Annotated in this window: 22 protein-coding genes; 15 read left to right on the top strand and 7 right to left on the bottom strand. The window is 50.1% G+C overall.

Features of this window, described 5'->3' with window-relative positions; translation table 11 throughout:
• Positions 1-19: 19 nt before the first annotated feature.
• From argB to coaBC, 4 genes are read right to left on the bottom strand one after another with little or no spacing between them, the layout of a single operon-like run.
• The gene (gene argB, locus F5I99_RS17825) at positions 20-922 is read right to left on the bottom strand and encodes an acetylglutamate kinase (RefSeq protein WP_151058384.1); all 903 of its coding nucleotides are present in this window, start codon (positions 920-922) and stop codon (positions 20-22) included.
• Between the two features lie 26 nt (positions 923-948).
• Complete coding sequence (locus F5I99_RS17820; protein ID WP_225307468.1) at positions 949-2337, bottom strand: phosphomannomutase/phosphoglucomutase; 1389 nt, start codon at positions 2335-2337, stop codon at positions 949-951.
• 32 nt (positions 2338-2369) lie between these two features.
• The gene (gene dut, locus F5I99_RS17815; protein WP_151058380.1) at positions 2370-2825 is read right to left on the bottom strand and encodes a dUTP diphosphatase; all 456 of its coding nucleotides are present in this window, start codon (positions 2823-2825) and stop codon (positions 2370-2372) included.
• Positions 2806-4035, bottom strand: coding sequence for a bifunctional phosphopantothenoylcysteine decarboxylase/phosphopantothenate--cysteine ligase CoaBC (coaBC, locus tag F5I99_RS17810; RefSeq protein WP_151058377.1), 1230 nt, complete (start codon positions 4033-4035; stop codon positions 2806-2808). Before coaBC ends, dut begins: the two co-directional genes overlap by 20 nt.
• A 192-nt stretch (positions 4036-4227) precedes the next feature.
• Here coaBC and F5I99_RS17805 point away from each other — a divergent pair, with 192 nt between their 5' ends.
• Positions 4228-4824, top strand: a complete 597-nt coding sequence (locus F5I99_RS17805) for a hypothetical protein (protein WP_151058375.1) — start codon at positions 4228-4230, stop codon at positions 4822-4824.
• A 228-nt stretch (positions 4825-5052) separates the two neighbouring features.
• Positions 5053-5727, top strand: coding sequence for a RadC family protein (radC, locus tag F5I99_RS17800; protein WP_151058373.1), 675 nt, complete (start codon positions 5053-5055; stop codon positions 5725-5727).
• A gap of 55 nt (positions 5728-5782) precedes the next feature.
• Here radC and F5I99_RS17795 read toward each other — a convergent pair whose 3' ends face one another.
• Positions 5783-6142, bottom strand: coding sequence for a 2Fe-2S iron-sulfur cluster-binding protein (locus tag F5I99_RS17795; RefSeq protein ID WP_151058371.1), 360 nt, complete (start codon positions 6140-6142; stop codon positions 5783-5785).
• Positions 6143-6475: 333 nt separating this feature from the next.
• Here F5I99_RS17795 and F5I99_RS17790 point away from each other — a divergent pair, with 333 nt between their 5' ends.
• From F5I99_RS17790 to F5I99_RS17730, 13 genes are all read left to right on the top strand, one after another.
• Positions 6476-6604, top strand: coding sequence for an entericidin A/B family lipoprotein (locus tag F5I99_RS17790; RefSeq protein ID WP_151058369.1), 129 nt, complete (start codon positions 6476-6478; stop codon positions 6602-6604).
• A gap of 267 nt (positions 6605-6871) precedes the next feature.
• Positions 6872-7108: a 50S ribosomal protein L28 gene (gene rpmB, locus F5I99_RS17785; protein ID WP_036520164.1), complete on the top strand. Its 237-nt coding sequence runs from the start codon at positions 6872-6874 to the stop codon at positions 7106-7108.
• An 11-nt stretch (positions 7109-7119) separates the two neighbouring features.
• A complete protein-coding gene (rpmG, locus tag F5I99_RS17780) occupies positions 7120-7290 on the top strand; it encodes a 50S ribosomal protein L33 (RefSeq protein WP_036511775.1) in 171 nt (56 codons plus the stop codon).
• Between the two features lie 68 nt (positions 7291-7358).
• Positions 7359-8246, top strand: a complete 888-nt coding sequence (locus F5I99_RS17775) for a DMT family transporter (RefSeq protein ID WP_151058367.1) — start codon at positions 7359-7361, stop codon at positions 8244-8246.
• A gap of 3 nt (positions 8247-8249) precedes the next feature.
• Entirely contained in the window at positions 8250-9062 is an 813-nt protein-coding gene (gene mutM, locus F5I99_RS17770) for a bifunctional DNA-formamidopyrimidine glycosylase/DNA-(apurinic or apyrimidinic site) lyase (protein WP_151058365.1), read from the top strand.
• Positions 9063-9090: 28 nt separating this feature from the next.
• Positions 9091-10011 (top strand): alpha/beta hydrolase, encoded by a 921-nt coding sequence (locus F5I99_RS17765; RefSeq protein ID WP_225307467.1) that lies wholly within the window; start codon positions 9091-9093, stop codon positions 10009-10011.
• A gap of 79 nt (positions 10012-10090) precedes the next feature.
• Positions 10091-10621 carry a phosphatase PAP2 family protein gene (locus F5I99_RS17760; RefSeq protein WP_191905893.1) on the top strand — a complete coding sequence of 177 codons (531 nt, stop codon included), beginning with the start codon at positions 10091-10093 and terminating at the stop codon, positions 10619-10621.
• Positions 10622-10624: 3 nt separating this feature from the next.
• Positions 10625-11671, top strand: a complete 1047-nt coding sequence (locus F5I99_RS17755; RefSeq protein ID WP_151058363.1) for an MJ1255/VC2487 family glycosyltransferase — start codon at positions 10625-10627, stop codon at positions 11669-11671.
• Between the two features lie 341 nt (positions 11672-12012).
• On the top strand, positions 12013-13020 hold the full coding sequence (gene hemB, locus F5I99_RS17750; protein WP_151058361.1) for a porphobilinogen synthase: 1008 nt from the start codon (positions 12013-12015) through the stop codon (positions 13018-13020).
• A gap of 10 nt (positions 13021-13030) precedes the next feature.
• A complete protein-coding gene (gene ppk1 / locus F5I99_RS17745; RefSeq protein ID WP_151058359.1) occupies positions 13031-15199 on the top strand; it encodes a polyphosphate kinase 1 in 2169 nt (722 codons plus the stop codon).
• Between the two features lie 67 nt (positions 15200-15266).
• Entirely contained in the window at positions 15267-16181 is a 915-nt protein-coding gene (locus tag F5I99_RS17740) for a hydrogen peroxide-inducible genes activator (RefSeq protein WP_151058357.1), read from the top strand.
• Positions 16181-18250, top strand: coding sequence for an ATP-dependent DNA helicase RecG (gene recG / locus F5I99_RS17735; RefSeq protein WP_151058355.1), 2070 nt, complete (start codon positions 16181-16183; stop codon positions 18248-18250). The genes F5I99_RS17740 and recG overlap by 1 nt, the downstream gene beginning before the upstream one ends.
• A 37-nt stretch (positions 18251-18287) precedes the next feature.
• On the top strand, positions 18288-18797 hold the full coding sequence (locus F5I99_RS17730) for a DUF501 domain-containing protein (protein WP_151058353.1): 510 nt from the start codon (positions 18288-18290) through the stop codon (positions 18795-18797).
• Positions 18798-18852: 55 nt separating this feature from the next.
• Here F5I99_RS17730 and F5I99_RS17725 read toward each other — a convergent pair whose 3' ends face one another.
• Positions 18853-19104, bottom strand: coding sequence for a YfhL family 4Fe-4S dicluster ferredoxin (locus F5I99_RS17725; protein ID WP_151058348.1), 252 nt, complete (start codon positions 19102-19104; stop codon positions 18853-18855).
• A 20-nt stretch (positions 19105-19124) separates the two neighbouring features.
• Positions 19125-19613, bottom strand: coding sequence for a pantetheine-phosphate adenylyltransferase (gene coaD / locus F5I99_RS17720; protein WP_151058346.1), 489 nt, complete (start codon positions 19611-19613; stop codon positions 19125-19127).
• Positions 19614-19669 lie beyond the last annotated feature (56 nt).

The following is a 19669-nucleotide window of genomic DNA, read 5'->3' as shown; positions in this document are numbered from 1 at the left end:
TCGTTTGATCCCTGAGGAATTATAAGGATTTATTGGTGATCAGGGTGCCGACACCTTCATCAGTGAAGATTTCCAGCATACAGGCATGCTCAACCCGACCATCGATGATGTGCGCTGTGTTTACACCGGATTTAACCGCACTTAGAGCACAATCAATTTTGGGTAGCATGCCACCGTAGATGGTGCCATCTTCTATCAGCGCATCGACCTGCCGAGTTGAGAGTCCGGTTAGGACCTTGCCCTCTTTATCCATCAGGCCAGCGATATTGGTTAACAGAATTAATTTTTCCGCCATCAGCACTTCTGCAACTTTACCCGCTACCAGGTCAGCATTGATATTGTAGGCATGGCCATCGGCACCCACACCAATGGGGGCGATGACTGGAATGAAGTCCGAATTTTCAAGCATATGCAGGACTTTTATATTAACGCTTTCCACTTCACCTACATGGCCTATATCGATAATTTCAGGAGCCTCCATTTCCGGGGTTTTATGCTTTACCCGCAATTTACGAGCACGCAACAGCTCACCATCCTTACCGGTCAAACCGATGGCCTTGCCACCGGCATTGTTAATCAGGCCAACGATTTCCTTGTTGACCATGCCGCCCAGTACCATTTCGACCACATCCATGGTTTTAGAGTCGGTGACCCGCATGCCGTTGACAAAGTGAGACTCAATTTTCAACTGCTCCAACAGATTACCTATCTGTGGGCCGCCACCGTGAACAACGATAGGATTCATACCGATCAGCTTCATCATGACAATATCGCGGGCAAAACTGGCCTTGAGCTTTTCGTCAGTCATGGCATTGCCACCGTATTTGATCACGATGGTTTTACCAGCAAATTTTTGAATGTAAGGCATTGCCTCGCTTAGAATTTTCGAGGTATCAATGGCTTGTTGGCGTGTCAGTGGCATAGTCATTACCTGGTTTAAAGTCAGTATTATTCGAGAGGGATCATCAGACTAGCATCAACCTGATGTAAGCGAGCCTGAAAGGCATCACGGATACGATTAAGGGCGGCATCTGTCTCAGCTTCAAAGCGCAGCACCAATACCGGTGTGGTGTTGGAGGCGCGAACCAGTCCCCAGCCATCGGCATAATCCACCCGTACACCATCAATATGACTGGTCTGACCGCCGTCGAAAGACAGCTTTTGCAGTGCTCCGACAATGGTGAACTTGTTGTCGTCACGCACTTCAATATTGATTTCCGGGGTGCTGATATCTTCCGGGTAGGCCTTGAAGATGTCTTCGGCGCTGTTTTCACGGGCCGACAGGATTTCCAGCAGGCGTGCGGCACTGTACAGGCCATCATCAAAACCGAACCAGCGTTCTTTGAAGAAGATATGGCCGCTCATTTCGCCTGCCAGTTGGGCACCACAGGCTTTCATCTGCTGTTTGATCAGTGAGTGTCCGGTTTTCCACATGGTGGCCTTGCCGCCAGCGGCTTCAATGATTTTAGGCAGCAGGCGTGAACATTTGACATCAAACAGGATTTCCGCACCGGGATTGCGGGCCAGTACATCTTCGGCAAACAACATCATCACCCGATCCGGATAGACGACATGCCCCTGGTCAGTTACAACACCGACACGGTCACCATCGCCATCAAACGCCAATCCAATATCTGCCTGATGGGTGGCAACGGCCTGGATTACATCCTGCAGATTTTTCAGTTTACCTGGGTCTGGATGGTGGTTAGGGAAGGTGCCATCGACATCACAGAATAACGGGATAATCTCACAACCCAGACGCTTAATCAGCTCCGGCGCCAGGTTGCCAGGGATGCCATTGCCGCAATCCACCACCACTTTAAGGGGGCGTTTCAGCACCACATCCGAGGTGATTCTCTGCAAATAGTCTTCAGAGATATCCTGCTGGGTTAGCTGCCCGCTGCCTTCTGTGTAATTCTGCTGCTCTATACGCTGGCGTAAGGCCTGAATGTCGTCACCTGACAGGGTGTGTCCTGCCATCATCATCTTAAAGCCATTGTAATCAGCTGGGTTGTGACTGCCGGTAATCATGATGCCGGTTTTATCGGCTTGCTGATGGGCCGCATAGTAGAGGGTTGGAGTCGGCACATAGCCTATATCCAGTACATCACAACCACCCGCTAACAGACCATCATTGAGCAGTTGCTTAAAGGCTGGGCTGGATAAGCGCCCATCCGCTGCGACAACAACCTGTTTCACACCCTGTTGTTGCGCTTGGGCAGCGAAGGCGCGACCAAGATGCCAGACCAGTGCGTCGGACAGAGCTGAGCCTGCAATACCGCGAATATCGTAAGCGCGGAAAACTTCGGTATCAAAATCAGTGAGTAAATAGTTCACGTCAACTCCATCTGTCAGTTTGAAAGTCATATTTAGTGGCGGCCTGAAGAGCCAAAGCCACCGTCTCCACGATCACTGTCAGTAAATTCACTGACGAGGTCAAAATCAGCTTGTACTACTGGTACTAGAACCAGTTGCGCCATGCGCTCGCCAGGTTCCATAACAAAGGCTGTATCCCCGCGATTCCAGCAGGATACGAATAATTGGCCCTGGTAATCAGAATCAATCAGGCCAACCAGGTTACCCAACACTATACCGTGTTTATGACCCAGTCCGGAGCGTGGCAGAATCATGGCACAGAGCTGCGGGTCTTCAATGTGTATGGCCAGTCCGGTAGGGATCAGTTCGGTTTGACCCGGTTGCAGTGTCAGGGCTTGATCCAGACAGGCACGTAAATCTAATCCAGCTGACCCTGGGGTAGCGTAGCTGGGTAGTGGGAAGCTTGTCCCGATTCTCGGGTCGAGGATTTTAACCTGTAGTTTTTTCATTAGCTGCCATCTGTTGGTTAAAGTGTTGGGCGATATGTTCGATAAGCTGTCGTGCCAACAGCCGTTTTGATGTTTGCGGTAAAGGTACTTCGCCGCTAGCACTGACCAGTGTTACCCGGTTATCGTCGCTGTTAAAGCCTATTCCCGGAACTGACACATCGTTAGCAATAATCAAATCAAGCTTTTTACGCTCCAGCTTGCTGCGTGCGTAACTCAGCAGATCGTGGGTTTCAGCGGCAAAGCCTACAGTAAAAGGTCGCTGAGATAAGGCGGCAACGCTGGCAATAATATCGGGGTTTTTGACCAGCCGTAGCTCCATGATCTCTTCGTTGCCCTTTTTGATTTTATGCTCAGCCACGGCAACGGGTCGGTAATCTGCAACGGCAGCCGCACCGATAAACAGGTCACAGCTGTTTATCCCTTCCAGTGATGCAGTCAGCATCTCTTCAGCCGTTTCAACCTGTATACATTCCACCCGTTCAGGCGCGGTCAGGTTGACCGGTCCACTGATCAGCTTGACGCGTGCCCCAGCATCAATAGCGGCTTGTGCCAGTGCATAACCCATTTTTCCGGAACTGTGATTGGATATAAACCTGACGGGGTCAAGGGGTTCGCGGGTGGGGCCTGCGGTAATGAATACCGTTTTACCACTGAGTGCCAGATACTCAAACTCGGCGGCGATGAGTTCAGCCAGTGCCTGAGGTTCCAACATTCGGCCAGGTCCAGTATCGCCACAGGCCTGCTCGCCTGAATCGGGACCAAATACTTTCATCCCCGTGGCTGTAAGTGAACCAATATTGCTTTGCGTATGTGGGTCCCGCCACATCGCCTGATTCATCGCCGGTGCCAGGCAAACCGGTGCTGTTGTTGCCAGACACAGGGTGGTCAGTAAGTCGTTACCCATACCTGCCGCACAGCGGGCAATAAAGTCAGCGCTTGCGGGTGCTATCAGAATCAGGTCAGCCCATTTTGCCAGCTCTATATGCCCCATGCCGGCTTCTGCCTCTGGATCCAGCAGATGGAGGTGTACCGGGTGGCCGGAAAGTGCCTGGAGTGTCAGCGGGGTAATAAATTCCGTCGCGGCAGGCGTCATCACGATACGCACATCGGCACCTGCTTTTTTCAGCAGGCGGGTTAGCTCGGCACTTTTGTAGGCCGCTATTCCACCGGTGATTCCGAGCAGAATGTGTCTGTTAGTAAGTCTATGCATACCCGGGAGGTCCGAAGATTCCATGCAATTAAATAAGACGCTAAGATACCATCTCATTGTGCATTTGCGTAGAGCAGGGCAGGACAGATCTTGCTCCTGTCTATCATAAGTAAGTGACTCTGGCCATTCGGGACGGGTCTGAAGCGGTTTGGCAATAGCAGCGATGTACTGCAACCTTTAGAGGCTAAGCATATGAAAAAGCAATCGATTGTATTTCTGCTGTTAATCGTCGCGTTTGTATTGTCAGGCTGTAGTATTTTTAATGGCGTAAAGTATTACGCTAAAAGCGATTATTCTTTTTATAATGAAAGTTTCGAACTGAGTGAAGAGTCATTACTAAAAACAAATGGAGTATATGTCTTAGAAAGTATTTGGTCTAGTGTTGATGATAAGATCAATAGAGAGGAGCGAAATAAATCCCTTTATATATTTCATAAAACTGGGCAGTCTAATATGATAATGATGCCCAGTGTTAGCTCTGTGCCTGATTATAGAGAAGTGGTTATGAAGAACTATAATCGAACTGAAAATAACGAAAATATTGGCACATTGTTTCAGGGGTATTATCGACTGCAAGGCAATAAAATTATCATAGAAAATGCCAATTCGGCGCTAAGACGATTTAATTATAGTTATGGTTATATTGAAAATAATAAGTTGATAATTGTAAAGCCCAATTCTTTGCAGGGTGATGGGAAATTTGAAGATAGGTACTTTTTACAAACCTATAAAGAAGTGTACGTATTTGTACCAGTAGAAAACTTAGAGTCAGTTTTACCTAATTGGTAAATTTTTTTTGTGTGGCCAGTAGAAACAATATTATTTTATCCCGAAAAAAGTCCACTTCCGCATTGCTTTAGCTCCATCCTTTAACCCAATCACCTGAAAATCTGTCGATGTCCATGTCTATTAAAGGTTCCATACAATTAAATAGGACGCTAAGATATTACCTCATTGTACATTTGTGTAGAACAGGGTGGGAAGGATCTTGCCCTAGTACACCATAAGGAGGTGAATATGACCATTCGGGACTGGCCAGAAGCTGAACGGCCGAGAGAGAAACTCTTGGCGCAGGGAGCAACTGCGCTTTCTGATGCAGAGCTTCTGGCGATTTTTCTGCGCACGGGCATCAGCGGCAAAACGGCGGTGGATCTGGCACGTGAGCTACTGAACCACTTTGGGGGCTTACGACCGCTGATGGAGTGCAGTGAAACGGCTTTTTGTCATGCGCCGGGGCTGGGTCGGGCCAAGTACGCACAGTTACAGGCCGTGATGGAGATGTCGCATCGTCATCTCCAAGCGTCTTTGGTGAGAGATTCGGCATTGGAAAGCCCTCAAGCGGTTCGACAATACCTGTCGGCGCGACTGCGTCATGAAGCTCGGGAGGTGTTTGCTTGTTTGCTGCTGGATAATCGCCACCGGGTGATACGCTATGAGGCGCTGTTTTACGGCACGATTAATGCCGCCTCGGTCTACCCTCGCGAAGTCGTCAAACTGGCGTTGGAGTGCAATGCGGCCGCTGTGATCCTGTCTCACAATCACCCATCCGGTGTTGCTGAACCGTCGCAGGCTGATCGGCAAATTACCGAAAGGCTCTGTGAAGCTCTGTCTGTGGTGGACATTCGCGTGTTAGATCATATGGTCATAGGCGATACCGACGTGGTGTCTTTTGCCGAGCGCGGTTGGCTGTAGCTGACTGCTTTGGGGTAAACCAACCGCACCTGGTGATGCGGGTCGGTTGGGTGAATTATTCGCTGGGGTATTCAACCAGTATGTCTTCATCGCGCATAATCATCTGACATGCCAGCCGCCAGGGAGATGGCGGAATGTCATCAACAAGCATCTGTTCAATCTGTTCCTGACTGACTTTACCCATCTCTTTCAGCACAGCTGTTTCGCGTGGATTTAAGGGTCCACCCATTGGGCGAGTTTGATCCAGGCTGGTGACTTCAACCAGGCAAGTGCCACATTCGCCATTCTGGCAGCCAAAGTCGATTGGAATGTGATTTTCTTTTGCCATTTGTAAAATGGTTTGTGTGTGGCTGCCAGCGACTGCATAGGTGCGCTTATCCTGATGCAGGCTGCTTTTAAAGGTTACATGTGCCATAAGTCGTGTTCCTCGTTGTGGTGACAGGTGTTGTGGTGCGAATGACGGCCTTGAGTGGGTCATGCCCAGTAAAAGCAATTTTTGTACCAGACAGGTTTTTGCCAGACTTGTTGGCTGATGCCTCCAGAATAGCCTCAGGTTTGTCGCTTTCTTGCTGTGTTAAATCGGCTTTTTGTCAGGTTTAGCCCCAAGTATGCAGCAAACCTGACAAAAAAATATTGTTGTTACACGGCTGTGCGTTGAAGATGGGGTAATGCTGCTATACTGACTATTGCTGGATGGTTGAATGGCATTAGCCATTGACCTACTGCAGACAATAGAGGTTAAAAGTTTATGAAAAAGCAATCGATTGTATTTCTACTGTTAATGGTCGCATTTGTATTGTCAGGCTGTAACACCGTTGAGGGCGTAGGTAAGGACGTGCAGCGTGGTGGTGAAGCCGTGGAAGATGCTGCTAAGTGATCTTGATTTACCTCTGTATCTAGAGGGCGCTACTGCCTGCAGCCTAAGTTTTTTGGTGGTGTTTAGTTTCAGTTAATTATGACTGGTGAAAAAATCATCAGAAAGCTGGCTTATGTGCTTTAATTGAGTATAATATGCGCCCTTCTATCCCTTAATGGTATGGTATTCTGTCTTGTATATGGGACGCTCCGCCTGAGAGAGTGGTGTTTTTACTCTCAATAAACATCGGATAGGGTTATAGTAACTTACAGAATCAGGATTGATGTCATGTCTCGAGTTTGCATGGTAACGGGTAAACGCCCGATCACCGGAAACAATGTTTCCCACTCAAATCGTAAAACGCGTCGTCGTTTTTTGCCAAACCTGCATTGGCACCGTTTTTGGGTTGAAAGCGAAAACCGCTTTGTACGTCTGCGTGTGTCCTCTAAAGGTATGCGTATCATTGATAAAAAGGGTATCGATCCAGTTCTGACTGAACTGCGTGCCCGTGGCGAAAAGGTTTAAGGAGCTAGACGATGGCAGCAAAAGGTGCTCGTGAGAAGATTCGCCTGGTTTCCTCAGCCGGAACAGGTCACTTCTACACAACTGACAAAAACAAGCGTAACACCCCGGATAAATTCGAATTCAAGAAATACGATCCGGTTGTTCGCAAGCATGTGATCTACAAAGAAGCTAAAATCAAATAATTGATTCTGGATCTTCTTAACAAAGCCCGGACCTGGTTCCGGGCTTTGTGCGTTATGGGGTTTGAAAAATGCTGATTCGATTTGTCCCCCTTATTTTCGTATTACTCTGGAGTACGGGCTTTATCGGTGCGCGCTATGCGCTGCCCTGGATAGAGCCCTTTAACCTGCTTTTTATCCGCATGGTGATCACGTTAGCGGTATTCTTGCTGCTGATTCTGGTATTGCGCGCACGTTGGCCAGGGCCTCGTCAGGCCGGGCATCAGATGGTTGTAGGACTGTTGATCCATGGCGTTTATCTTGGGGGGGTGTTTGCTGCAATAAAGTTGGCGCTGCCTGCCGGTGTAACCGCGCTGGTAGTTGGTTTACAGCCACTACTAACCGCTTTACTCGCCTGGGTTGGTATGGGGCAGCAGTTGCGCCGTATTCAGTGGCTGGGGCTGGTCGCTGGCTTACTAGGCGTTTCCCTGGTGCTCAGCAGTGGGCTGATGGCTCAGAGTTTTGTAGTTCATCCTCTGGCCTTGGTTGCGGTCTTGCTGTCACTGCTCAGTATTTCTATCGGCACGTTGTATCAGAAAAAATTTGGTGGGCAGACGGACCTGCTGACAGGTTCTTTTTATCAGTATCTGGCAACGGCGCTGTGTATGGCGGTACTGGCATATAGCTTTGAAACACGCGAAGTTATCTGGCATCCCGACTTGATACTGGCGCTATTGTGGCTAGTGTTTGGATTGTCTGTCAGTGCTATTCTCCTGTTAATGCTGATGATCCGTTTGGGCGAGGTGTCCCGCGTTGCCAGTTATTTCTACCTGGTGCCGCCCTTGACAGCCATCGAGGCCTGGTGGCTGTTTGATGAGCAGTTAAGTGGTGTTGCGCTGCTGGGTATTTTAATTACCGTGACCGGTGTTTATCTGGCGTTGAAAAAACCTGCTGTGAAATCGAATTCTGGAGTGGAGTGATGCATGCCTGAATTGCCAGAGGTTGAAACCACCTGTCGAGGTATTGCTCCTCATACCGAAGGCCAAAGAGTGGTTGCGCTGCATGTGCGTCAGCCGCAGTTACGCTGGCTTGTACCTGAACAGTTGGTACGGCAGCTGCCGGGTCAGGTGGTGTGCCGGGTGCATCGGCGAGCCAAATATATACTATTGGCAATGCCGCAGGGTGATTTACTCATTCATCTGGGGATGTCGGGGAGTCTGCGGGTATTGCCAGCCGGAACCCCGGCACTCAAGCATGATCACGTAGATCTGGAATTCAGTAATGGGCAATTGATTCGCTTAACTGATCCTCGACGCTTTGGTGCGGTGTTATGGCAAGATGCTGGCTCAGTCCATCCGCTACTACAGACACTTGGGCCTGAGCCGCTTAGCGAAGCTTTCGATGTCGATTATCTGGCTAATTGCTGTAAAGATAGAAAGCAGTCAATTAAACAACGTATCATGGATAACCATGTAGTTGTTGGGGTCGGGAATATTTATGCCAGTGAGGCGCTGTTTGCGGCTGGTATAGATCCCCGTCGTGCCGCGGGCCTGGTTTCCCGGAGGCGTCTGGGAAAGCTGGTGGTGGAAGTCAAACGGGTGCTGAGCTATGCCATTGAGCGTGGGGGCACAACCCTGCGAGACTTTGTTGGCGGTGACGGTAAGCCCGGTTACTTTCAGCAAGAGCTATACGTTTATGGTCGTAAAGGGTCGCCTTGTCGATGTTGCGGCAGTATCCTCAAAGAGGTCCGATTGGGTCAGAGAAGCAGCGTGTTTTGTGCAGAGTGCCAGAGCTGATCCCTTAATGAACTAGGTGTATGAATTCATGAATAGTTTTTTCGATCCGGTAGGTTTGATGTCTGATAAGGTAAATGAGTCTCCAGAAAGCCGGGAGTTGCTCCGGGACAAACTCGGGTTGCACCGATTTCTGGCGCATCGGGAAGTGCTGGTGCTGGGTGATCAGCAGGTACATTGTGAGCTCTATAGTCACAGCAAAACAGCGCCGGTGATCATTTTTCTACCGGGAATTGGTACCTATTGTGAGTTGTACGCTGAATTACTGGCCGGTATCAGTGCCCAAGGGTTTAATGTGGTGGGCATTGATTTGCGAGGTCATGGCTACTCAGGTGGCACTCGCGGTGATTACCGTGTTGAGCAGGTTATGGAAGATATGAAACTGGTTGTCGATAACCTGACACAGCGTTTCACCGGCCCCGTGGGTGTGTATGGATACTCTATTGGAGGCTTGCTGGCGGTAGCCTTTGCTGAGAGAGATACGCGGGTTAAATCTGTATTGTGCGGCACCTTACTGGTAACGGAGATCGCACCGGATCTGATTCATCAGTTTGGTTGGAGTATGACCTGGGGTAGTGCGATATTCTTCCCACAGTTAAAAGTCCCAATGAAAAGCTTTATTGATTATGAGCAGCTGTTGGAAGGCCATCCGGCAGCAACTGAAATCAGTCAGGATCCACGTATCGTTTATGACTATCCGCTGGGTACGCTGGCCAGTTTGTTCACCCATAGCAGTGGTACGATGACTAAACGCTATGACTTTAATGCCGCGATTATTCATGGCGAAAGGGATGAGGTCTTGCCGCTGCAATACTCCAAGCAGGTCGTGGCGGCTATGACGCACCCGTTTGAACTGATTGAGCTCAAGGGGGAAGGGCACATGATTCCTTGGGATAATCCTACGAAACTGGTGAGTGAAGTCAGTAAATGGTTTGCACGCTCGCTGACATAAAACCGTAATCTGCCATTCATCTGTATGTCACTTTTACAGCGGCATAATGCCATCATGCAATTCAAAGCAGGATGGCAGCATGCACAATACACTGGAAAAACTCAGTGCCGCTGATACCCGGGTTTTTTTCTGGTTCAGTGGCTATAGGATATTCCGGCCGGTTGAACACGCCAGTCGTTGGGTGTCTCGCTGTGGTGATGGTTACCTTTATGGCCTGGCTGGCATACTGCTATTGTTGTTGGAGCCTCTGCAGGGGCGGCAGTTTTTTGCAGCAGGGGCGTGGGCTTTTACGCTGGAACTACCTCTGTATCTGCTATTGAAAAACACTATTCAGCGCGACCGGCCTTGTCATGTACTTTCACAAATCGAGGCGTTGATCAAGCCCTCAGACAGGTTCAGCTTTCCATCCGGCCATGCGGCAGCGGCTTTTTTGTTCGCGACTGTAGTCTCAGCTTTTTATCCACAAGCCGCTGTAATTGTTTATATACTGGCGGGTATTGTCGGGTTGTCCCGTGTACTGTTAGGCGTACATTATCCAGCTGATATATTGGCCGGTGCGTTGCTTGGCTATGTATCGGCAGAGTTAGTGCTGGTGTTTCTGGGTCATTAATTAATGCGCATACTCTACGCGGTACAGGCAACCGGTAACGGCCATATCACCCGTGCCAGAGCCATGTTGCCTGCTCTACAGCAAGCGGGGATCTCGGTTGATTTTTTGTTCAGCGGCCGAGCTCGTGAGCAGTTGTTTGACATGCAATGCTTCGGCGACTTTCAGCACTATCAGGGTTTCACCTTTAAGACTGAGGCGGGTAGCGTCAAGCGCTGGCAAACACTTAAGGCGGCCCGTATCGCACAATTCTTTTCAGATGTCCGTTGTCTGGATTTAAGTGGCTATGATTTGCTGTTGAATGACTTTGAGCCGGTGACGGCCTGGGCGGCCAGGCGGCAGAAGTTACCGAGTCTCGGGCTAGCCCATCAGTATGCCTTGCGCTACGACTTACCTGGTACACGCAAGGCCTTCTGGCTTAAGCAGGCAATAGATACTTTCACTCCACTGGATCGTTATCTTGGGGTACATTGGCAAGCTTTTGAGCAACCTATTCTGCCACCCTTGCTGGCACTTAACGCTACAGCTCCGACACTATCTGCCGATCAGCAACAGCTATTTGTTCTGGTCTACTTGCCCTTTGAGTTGACGGAGCAGGTGCTGCATTGGCTGCAGTCAATGCCAGGTTACAGGTTTAAGCTGTATGCTGACGTACCTGAAGTGGCTGATCTGGGAAATGTGACGGTCAGACCGCTTAGTCGGGAAACTTTTCCTGCAGATTTGCATCAGAGTGATGGTGTTATTTGTAATACCGGTTTTGGTTTGTGTAGTGAGGCTTTGATGTTGGGAAAAAAAATCCTCACCAAGCCCTTGTCGGGTCAGATTGAGCAATACTCAAATGCCTGTATACTGGAGAAGATGCGACGTGCCACGGTGATGCAGTCCTTTGATAAAAAGCTGGCACTAGGTTGGCTGGAGCAGCCCAATGTGGCACCCGTGGTTTATCCAGATGTTGCTTGGCACCTGGCCAGATGGTTGCAGGCCGACACAGACTTGCAAGGAACACAATTGGTTTCACGAGTATGGCAGGAAGTAAATCAGAGCTTTATGTAGAATTAAGAAAATCCTGCAGTTTTCTGATTTTCAAAGCTAAAAGGTAAAGGGGGCGCATTATCCGTAATGCGCCCCCTTTATTGGCGGTCCTTTTCCGTGCGATCCCGAACATCATGTTCTTGCTATCCCGGCATCCTTGGTCGCTGTGCTTGCCATCCGTTTATTCAGTCCATGAACAGGAGATCCATGGAGCTTATTATGCCAGTCACACAGAAAGTTGATATAGGAGTTTTTCCTAAAAATCAGTTTTTTTGAAAAAATCTCTATTTTGTCACTTGAGGTTTTTGTCATACTCCTGTCATGTTTTATTCGTTCAATAGCTAGCTTCAAAGGAGCCTAACGTGGGATTTAATAACAGTCAGCGCTACTTCCCGGAAACTCGCATGCGTCGTATGCGTGTGGATGATTTTTCCAGACGCCTGATGCGTGAGAACAGGCTGACTCCGGATGACTTGATTTACCCGGCTTTTGTTATCGAAGGTCAGGGCCAGCGTGAAGCGGTTGCTTCCATGCCGGGTGTAGAGCGGTTGAGTATTGATTTGATGGTGAAGCAGGCGCGTGAACTGGTCGATCTGGGCATCCCTGCCATCGCCTTGTTCCCGGTAACACCCTTGTCTGCTAAGTCTGAGCTGGCTGAGGAAGCATTTAATCCTGATGGCCTGGCGCAGCGTGCGGTGCGTGCGATTAAAGATGCCTGCCCATCATTGGGGGTGATTACCGATGTAGCTCTGGATCCTTTTACGACACATGGGCAGGATGGCATTATTGATGAAACCGGTTATGTGTTGAATGATCGCACTGTTGAAACGCTGGTAGCTCAGGCGCTATCTCATGCTGAGGCTGGCGCTGATATCGTTGCACCCAGTGATATGATGGATGGGCGCATAGGCTATATTCGCGCTACACTGGAAGAACAAGGCTATGTTAATACGCGTATCATGTCCTATGCAGCCAAGTATGCCAGTGCTTACTATGGTCCCTTCCGCGATGCTGTAGGTTCAGCCGCTAACCTGGGTAAAGGCAATAAATTCAATTATCAGATGGACCCAGGCAACAGTGATGAAGCCCTTCATGAAGTGGCACTGGATCTGGCTGAAGGTGCTGACATGGTGATGGTGAAGCCGGGCATGCCCTATCTGGACATTGTACGGCGCGTAAAAGACGAGCTGAAAGTGCCGGTATTTGCGTATCAGGTGAGTGGCGAATATGCGATGCACATGGCCGCCTTCCAGAATGGCTGGTTGGATGAACAGAGTGTGATGTTGGAGTCACTGATAGCTTTCAAGCGCGCAGGTGCTGATGGCGTATTGACCTATTTTGCAGTTAACGCAGCGCGTGCGCTGAATTGAGGAGATAAGAATGAGCGAAATGAGCATCGATCAGGCTGAAGTGGAAGCCACAGCGGCAACTGCTTTATTGGAGAGTCGAGAAATTTTACCGACGATTGAGCCGATCGAAGAGGTGCCTGTTGATCTGAAGGCATCGGAGCTGTACATCAACCGTGAGCTGAGCCACCTGCAGTTTAATGTCCGGGTGTTGGAGCAGGCGTTAGATGAAGGCTACCCGTTACTTGAACGTCTGATGTTTCTGCTCATTTTTTCCAGTAATCTGGATGAGTTCTTTGAAATACGTGTCGCTGAACAGTTGCGACAGCTCAAATATGGGCGTGAAGATGTCGGCCCTGATGCCATGTATCCACAGAAAGTACTGGAGAAAATTCGCGAAATCTGTGAAATCAACGTTGATCGGCAGTATAAAATACTCAATGAGATTATGTTTCCAGAGATGGAGGCACAAGGAATACGGTTTCTGCGCCGGGGCAATTGGGATACTGAGCAGCGTCGCTGGGTCAAAGAGTATTTCGAAGAAAAAATCCTGCCGGTCATCAGTCCAATCGGGCTGGATCCTTCTCATCCGTTTCCTCGACTGGTCAACAAAAGCTTAAACTTCATTGTGCAGTTGGAAGGAAAGGATGCCTTTGGGCGTGAAACCGGGTTGGCCATTATTCCCGCACCTCGTTCCCTGCCACGGCTAATACGCATGCCCGATGAGCTGTGTGAACCGGGCGATAATCTGATTTTTCTGTCCTCGGTTATCCATGAATTTGCCGATGACCTGTTCCCCGGGATGAAAGTGCGCGGCTGTTATCAGTTCCGCATTACCCGTAATGCCGACCTGAGTTTTGATGTTGAAGAAATAGAGGATCTGGCCCGTACCTTGCGTGGCGAGCTTCACTCGCGTAAATACGGAGATGCGGTCAGGCTTGAAGTGGATCAGCGTTCACCGGAAGAGCTGATCAGTGTGTTGATGGCTGAGTTCAAACTGGAGGAAAATCAGGTCTATCGGGTCAATGGGCCGGTGAACCTGAGCCGCCTGATGGCCGTGCGCGATCTGGTGGATCATCCCAACCTGCGCTGGAAACCCTTTACTCCGGGTGTGCCGGGTAAGCTGAAAACTGAAAAAGATGTGTTTGCCATTTTACGTCGCAATGATCAGCTGTTGTTGCACCCTTTCCAGTCCTTCACCCCGGTGATCGACTTATTGCGTCAGGCGGCTAAAGATCCGGATGTTATTGCGATCAAACAAACGCTTTACCGCACTGGCGTAAAATCCGATATAGTAAATTCTCTGGTGGAAGCGGCCCGCAACGGTAAAGAAGTTACTGTGGTGATCGAACTTCGGGCCAGATTTGATGAAGAGAGCAACCTGCAGTTAGCAAGCCGTTTGCAAGAAGCCGGTTGTCTGGTGGTATACGGTGTGGTGGGGTATAAAACCCATGCCAAGATGATGCTCATCATCCGCCGGGAAGGCAATAATCTGGTGCGTTACTGTCATCTGGGGACGGGTAATTACCACTCCGGAACGGCACGTTTGTATACCGATTACAGCTATATGACCAGTGACAAGGATGTCGGTGAAGATGTTCACAAGGTGTTCCAGCAATTAACAGGTATGGGCAAGATTCAGAAGCTGAAAAAGCTCTTTAATGCTCCCTTCACTCTGCATGCACGTATGTTGGAATTGATGCAGAATGAGATACGTAACGTGCAGGCTGGCAAAGAAGGTCATATCATTATCAAGGTGAATGGTCTGACTGAGCCGAAGTTGATTCGGGGCTTGTACGAAGCATCGCAGGCGGGAGTGAAAATTGATCTGATTATCCGTGGAATGTGCCGGTTGCGTCCTGGTTTGCCGGAAATTTCGGATAATATTCGGGTACGCTCCATTATCGGACGTTTCTTGGAGCACACACGGGTTTACTACTTTGCTAATGGTGGTGATCCTCTGGTGTACTGCAGCAGTGCAGACTGGATGGAACGCAATATGCTCAACCGGGTTGAAACCGGGTTCCAGTTGACTGGCAAGAATGCTGAGCGTATCGTGCGTGAACTGGAATATTATATGCGTGATAACTGCCAGAGTTGGGAGTTGCACTCAGATGGCAGCTATACGCTACTGCAGCCTCAGGAAGGTGAAGAGCGCTTCAGTGCTCAACAGGTGTTGCTGGAAGAGTTTGCTAAAGTTTAATACTCTGGTATTGACTGCTACTGGTGAAATCAGGCAGGGCCATCTACCTCACGTCTAAGGAAACTGCATGACACTCACAGAGCTACGCTACATCGTTACCCTGGCGCAGGAACAACATTTTGGTCATGCCGCGGAGCGATGTTTTGTGTCTCAGCCTACTCTGTCGATTGCGGTAAAGAAACTGGAAGACGAATTGGGTGTGGCACTGTTCGAGCGTAGTAAAAGTGCTGTACGGGTCACGCCAGTGGGTGAAAAGGTGGTGCGCCAGGCACAAACCGTGCTGGAGCAAGCTGAAGCCATCCGCGAGATGGCCAAAGCTGGCAAGGATCAACTGGCCAGCCCACTGCGTGTAGGGGCTATTTTTACCATCGGTCCCTACCTGTTTCCATCGTTGATTCCGCAGGTGCAGCAGCTGGCTCCGCAGATGCCGCTCTACATTGAAGAAAATATGACCGAAACCCTGCGCGGAAAAATCCGTAACGGTGAGTTGGACGCGATTATCATTGCCTTGCCTTTCAATGAACCCGATGTGCTGACCCGGCCCGTCTATGACGAGCCCTTCCAGATGGTGCTTCCAAAAGGGCATGCGCTAAGCAAGCAAAAAACTATCAGTCCTTCGTCAATGGGGGATCTGCGAATGTTGTTATTGGGTGAAGGGCACTGCTTCCGGGATCAGGTACTGGAAGCCTGTCCTACCCTCAATCAGTCTTTCCACAATCAGCACACCGTCACTGAGGGCAGTTCGCTGGAAACGATTCGTATGATGGTTGCTTCGGGTTTGGGTTGCAGTGTTTTGCCACAGTCGGCGATAGAGGGGCACCCCTCCAGTAAGTTGGTTGAGGTGCGTCCTTTTACCGATCCGAAACCTATGCGTACTGTCGCAATCGCCTGGCGTGCCAGCTTTCCCCGGCCTCAGGCCATAGAAATACTGGTGCAGGCTGTAAATCGTTGTCAGATTCGGTCGCCCCTCTTGGAAGTCTGATGTCAGGGAAGCCAATCAGGGAGCTCAAAGGGGTCGGAACAGCTCTGGAACTTAAGCTGACCCGGTTGGGTATTCTGACGCTGCAGGATTTACTTTTTCATCTGCCGTTACGCTATCAGGATCGTACGCATATCCGTCCCATGGCATCACTGCAACCAGGCGATGAGGGGGTTGTTGAAGGTGAGGTGCGTCTGGTGGATGTGGTTACCGGGCGTCGCCGCAGTCTGTTGTGCCGTTTGCAGGATGGTACTGGGCAACTCACACTGCGCTTTTTTCACTTCAGTGCCGGGCAGAAAAATGCCTTAAAACCCGGTGTGCGGATGCGTGCCTTTGGTGAAGTGCGTCCCGGTAGTGCCGGACTGGAAATGATTCATCCGGAATATCAGCTGCTAGCCTCTAGCCAAACACCACCACTTCCTGAGCAGGCGTTGACACCGGTTTACCCATTAACCGAAGGGCTTACTCAGCCGCGCTTGCGCAATCTGATAGGGCAGGCGCTAGAGCAGCTCAGTCAGGCGGAGTTGCCAGATTTTTTGCCCACTGAATTACGTCGATCAAGTGCGTTGCCTGAGCTGAACCAGGCATTGCGTTATCTGCACCACCCGCCGCCAGAGGCTGATCAGCAGGCTTTGTTGGAGGGGCGACATCCGGCTCAGCGTCGCCTGGCACTGGAAGAGTTACTGGCGCATCATTTGTCACTTATCCGCGTACGACAGCGTATTCAGCATCAGGGCAGTTGGTCTTTACCGCCTGCTATGGATTTACAACAAGCCTTTTTACAGCGTTTGCCGTTTGCATTAACCGCCGCTCAGCAGCGCGTTATCGCTGAAATTGCTCAAGACCTGTCTACGGATGTACCGATGCTACGTCTGGTGCAGGGCGATGTTGGCTCAGGTAAGACGCTGGTAGCCGCACTGGCCGCAGTGCAAGCCATCGCCGCTGGATATCAGGCCGCTATTATGGCACCCACCGAAATCCTCGCAGAGCAGCATTTTCTTGCCTTCAGTCAGTGGTTTGAACCCTTAGGTATTCAAGTTGCCTGGTTGGCGGGCAAGGTTAAAGGCAAGCAGCGCAGTCAGCAGTTGGAGTCGATTTCGCTGGGTACGGCCGCACTGGTGGTGGGCACCCATGCACTGTTTCAGGATGAAGTGAAATTTGCGCGGCTGGCGCTAGTGGTAATCGATGAACAGCATCGCTTTGGTGTGCATCAGCGTTTGAGTCTGCGTGAAAAGGGCCGCGATGGCATCCGGGTACCACACCAACTGATTATGACCGCTACACCGATTCCGCGAACGTTAACTATGAGTGCCTATGCCGACCTGGATTGCTCAGTAATTGATGAATTACCGCCAGGCCGTACTCCGGTGAATACCCGTGTTATTTCTGACACACGACGTGATGAGGTGGTGGCACGGGTGCGTGAGGCCTGTGCCCAAGGGCGGCAAGCCTACTGGGTCTGTACCCTTATTGATGAATCTGAGGCACTGGAGTGTCAGGCAGCGGAGGTTACTGCTGAACAGTTATCACTACAGTTACCGGAATTACGCATCGGCTTGGTGCATGGTCGTATGAAAGCGGCTGAGAAAGCCGCTGTCATGGTGGCTTTCAAAGCGGCTGAATTGGATCTTCTGGTCGCCACGACTGTGATTGAAGTGGGAGTGGATGTCCCCAATGCCAGTTTAATGATTATTGAAAATCCAGAGCGCCTCGGGCTGGCACAGTTACACCAATTGCGTGGTCGGGTGGGTCGGGGCTCCATCGAGAGCTTCTGTGTGCTCATGTACCATGCGCCCTTATCCCGGCAGGGGCGCGAGCGCCTGCAGGTGATGCGGGAAACCACCGATGGATTTCGTATCGCTGAAAAAGATCTGGAGTTGCGTGGACCCGGTGAAGTGCTTGGCACTCGGCAGACAGGGATGATGCAGTTTCGTATCGCAGATCTTGAGAGGGATGCAGACCTGCTACCTCAGGTTAAAATCCTGGCCGCTAATCTTAGTGATCGTCCGCAGGTGACGGATGCACTGATTCTACGCTGGATGGGCAGCAGTGAAACCTATGCTCAGGTATAATTGCCATTTTTGACCAGCGACAAGGTACGGACTCAGCATGCAACCGACACCCGAACAACTGCAGATTATTACCCGCCAACTGGGGCGCAAGCCCAGAGGGATTGCTGCTATTGCGCATGCCACGTCCGAGGGAGTTCCTGTTGTGCTGCAAATGCGCTCTCTGGTCGCTGACAAGCCCTTTCCAACCCTCTACTGGCTGTGCAGCCAGGATCTGGACAAAGCTATAGCGCGCATCGAAAGTACTGGCTGGATCAAAGCTCTGGAAGACGAGTTGCAGCAGGATGATGCACTTCGAGAAGTCTATAGACAGCAGCAGATTGCCTACGTAGAACAGCGCTGGCAATTAATGCAAGCGGATGATCGTGCACGGATTGACGCGCTTGGTTTTCTGGAGTTGTTCAATAAGCTGGGAATAGGGGGGATCGCCCAGTGGGATAAAGTACGTTGTTTGCACATGCAGTACGCACATCATCTGGTGGCTGAAAATCTGGTAGGCCAGCGTATGGATGCAGAGTTTGGTCTGGATCAGCTATCGATCAGCTTTTGATAAGCTCTGCCGTCGGGATAAAGGGCGTGGACAGCGGAAACTGCCCACGAGACCCTTATGACTTACCAGTCAACTGCTTATATTTGTCCATCAGCATCTCTTCGGTCTCGACATGGTCGGGATCTTTAGGGATGCAATCGACCGGGCAGACTTCAACACACTGAGGTGTATCGTAGTGTCCGACACATTCGGTACATTTGTTCGGATCGATTTCATAAATTTCTTCGCCCGGATAAATTGCCTCGTTAGGGCATTCCGGTTCGCATACATCACAGTTGATGCATTCATCGGTGATGATCAAGGCCATGCGGCTACCTCATTGACTCGTTATACGGTTTTTGAACTCAGGTATGCTATCAGCGCATCTGACACTTTCGGGTGTACAAACTGGCTGACATCTCCACCTAATGAAGCTATCTCTCTAATGAGTGTAGAAGAGATATAGGTAAGGTGTTCAGCCGGTGTTAGAAACAGACTTTCGACATCTGGACTCAGCTTCCGGTTCATATTTGCCAGCTGAAATTCATATTCAAAGTCAGAAACAGCTCTCAGTCCTCGCAGAATGATATTAGCACCTTCGCGTTGAATCAGTTCAGCCAGAAGGCAGTTAAAGCCTACAACACGTATATTGGATAGATGGCTGAGCGAGGTCTTTGCCAGCGAAACCCTGAGATCCAATGGCAGCAGTGGGCTCTTTTTCGGGCTTTCTGCTACGGCAACAACAACCAGATCAAACAGCTTGCTGGCACGTTCAACCAGATCTGTGTGTCCATTAGTGATCGGATCAAAGGTACCGGGGTAGACTGCCGTATTCATAGTATCCTCAGGGATTCTGCTGAGTATTTGCGCGGATGTTAACGGAAACGCCCGCA

Origin of the sequence: Nitrincola iocasae (assembly GCF_008727795.1) — a bacterium.
In the GTDB taxonomy this organism is placed as follows: Bacteria; Pseudomonadota; Gammaproteobacteria; order Pseudomonadales; family Balneatricaceae; genus Nitrincola; species Nitrincola iocasae.
This window is presented reverse-complemented; position numbering and strand designations above follow the sequence as displayed.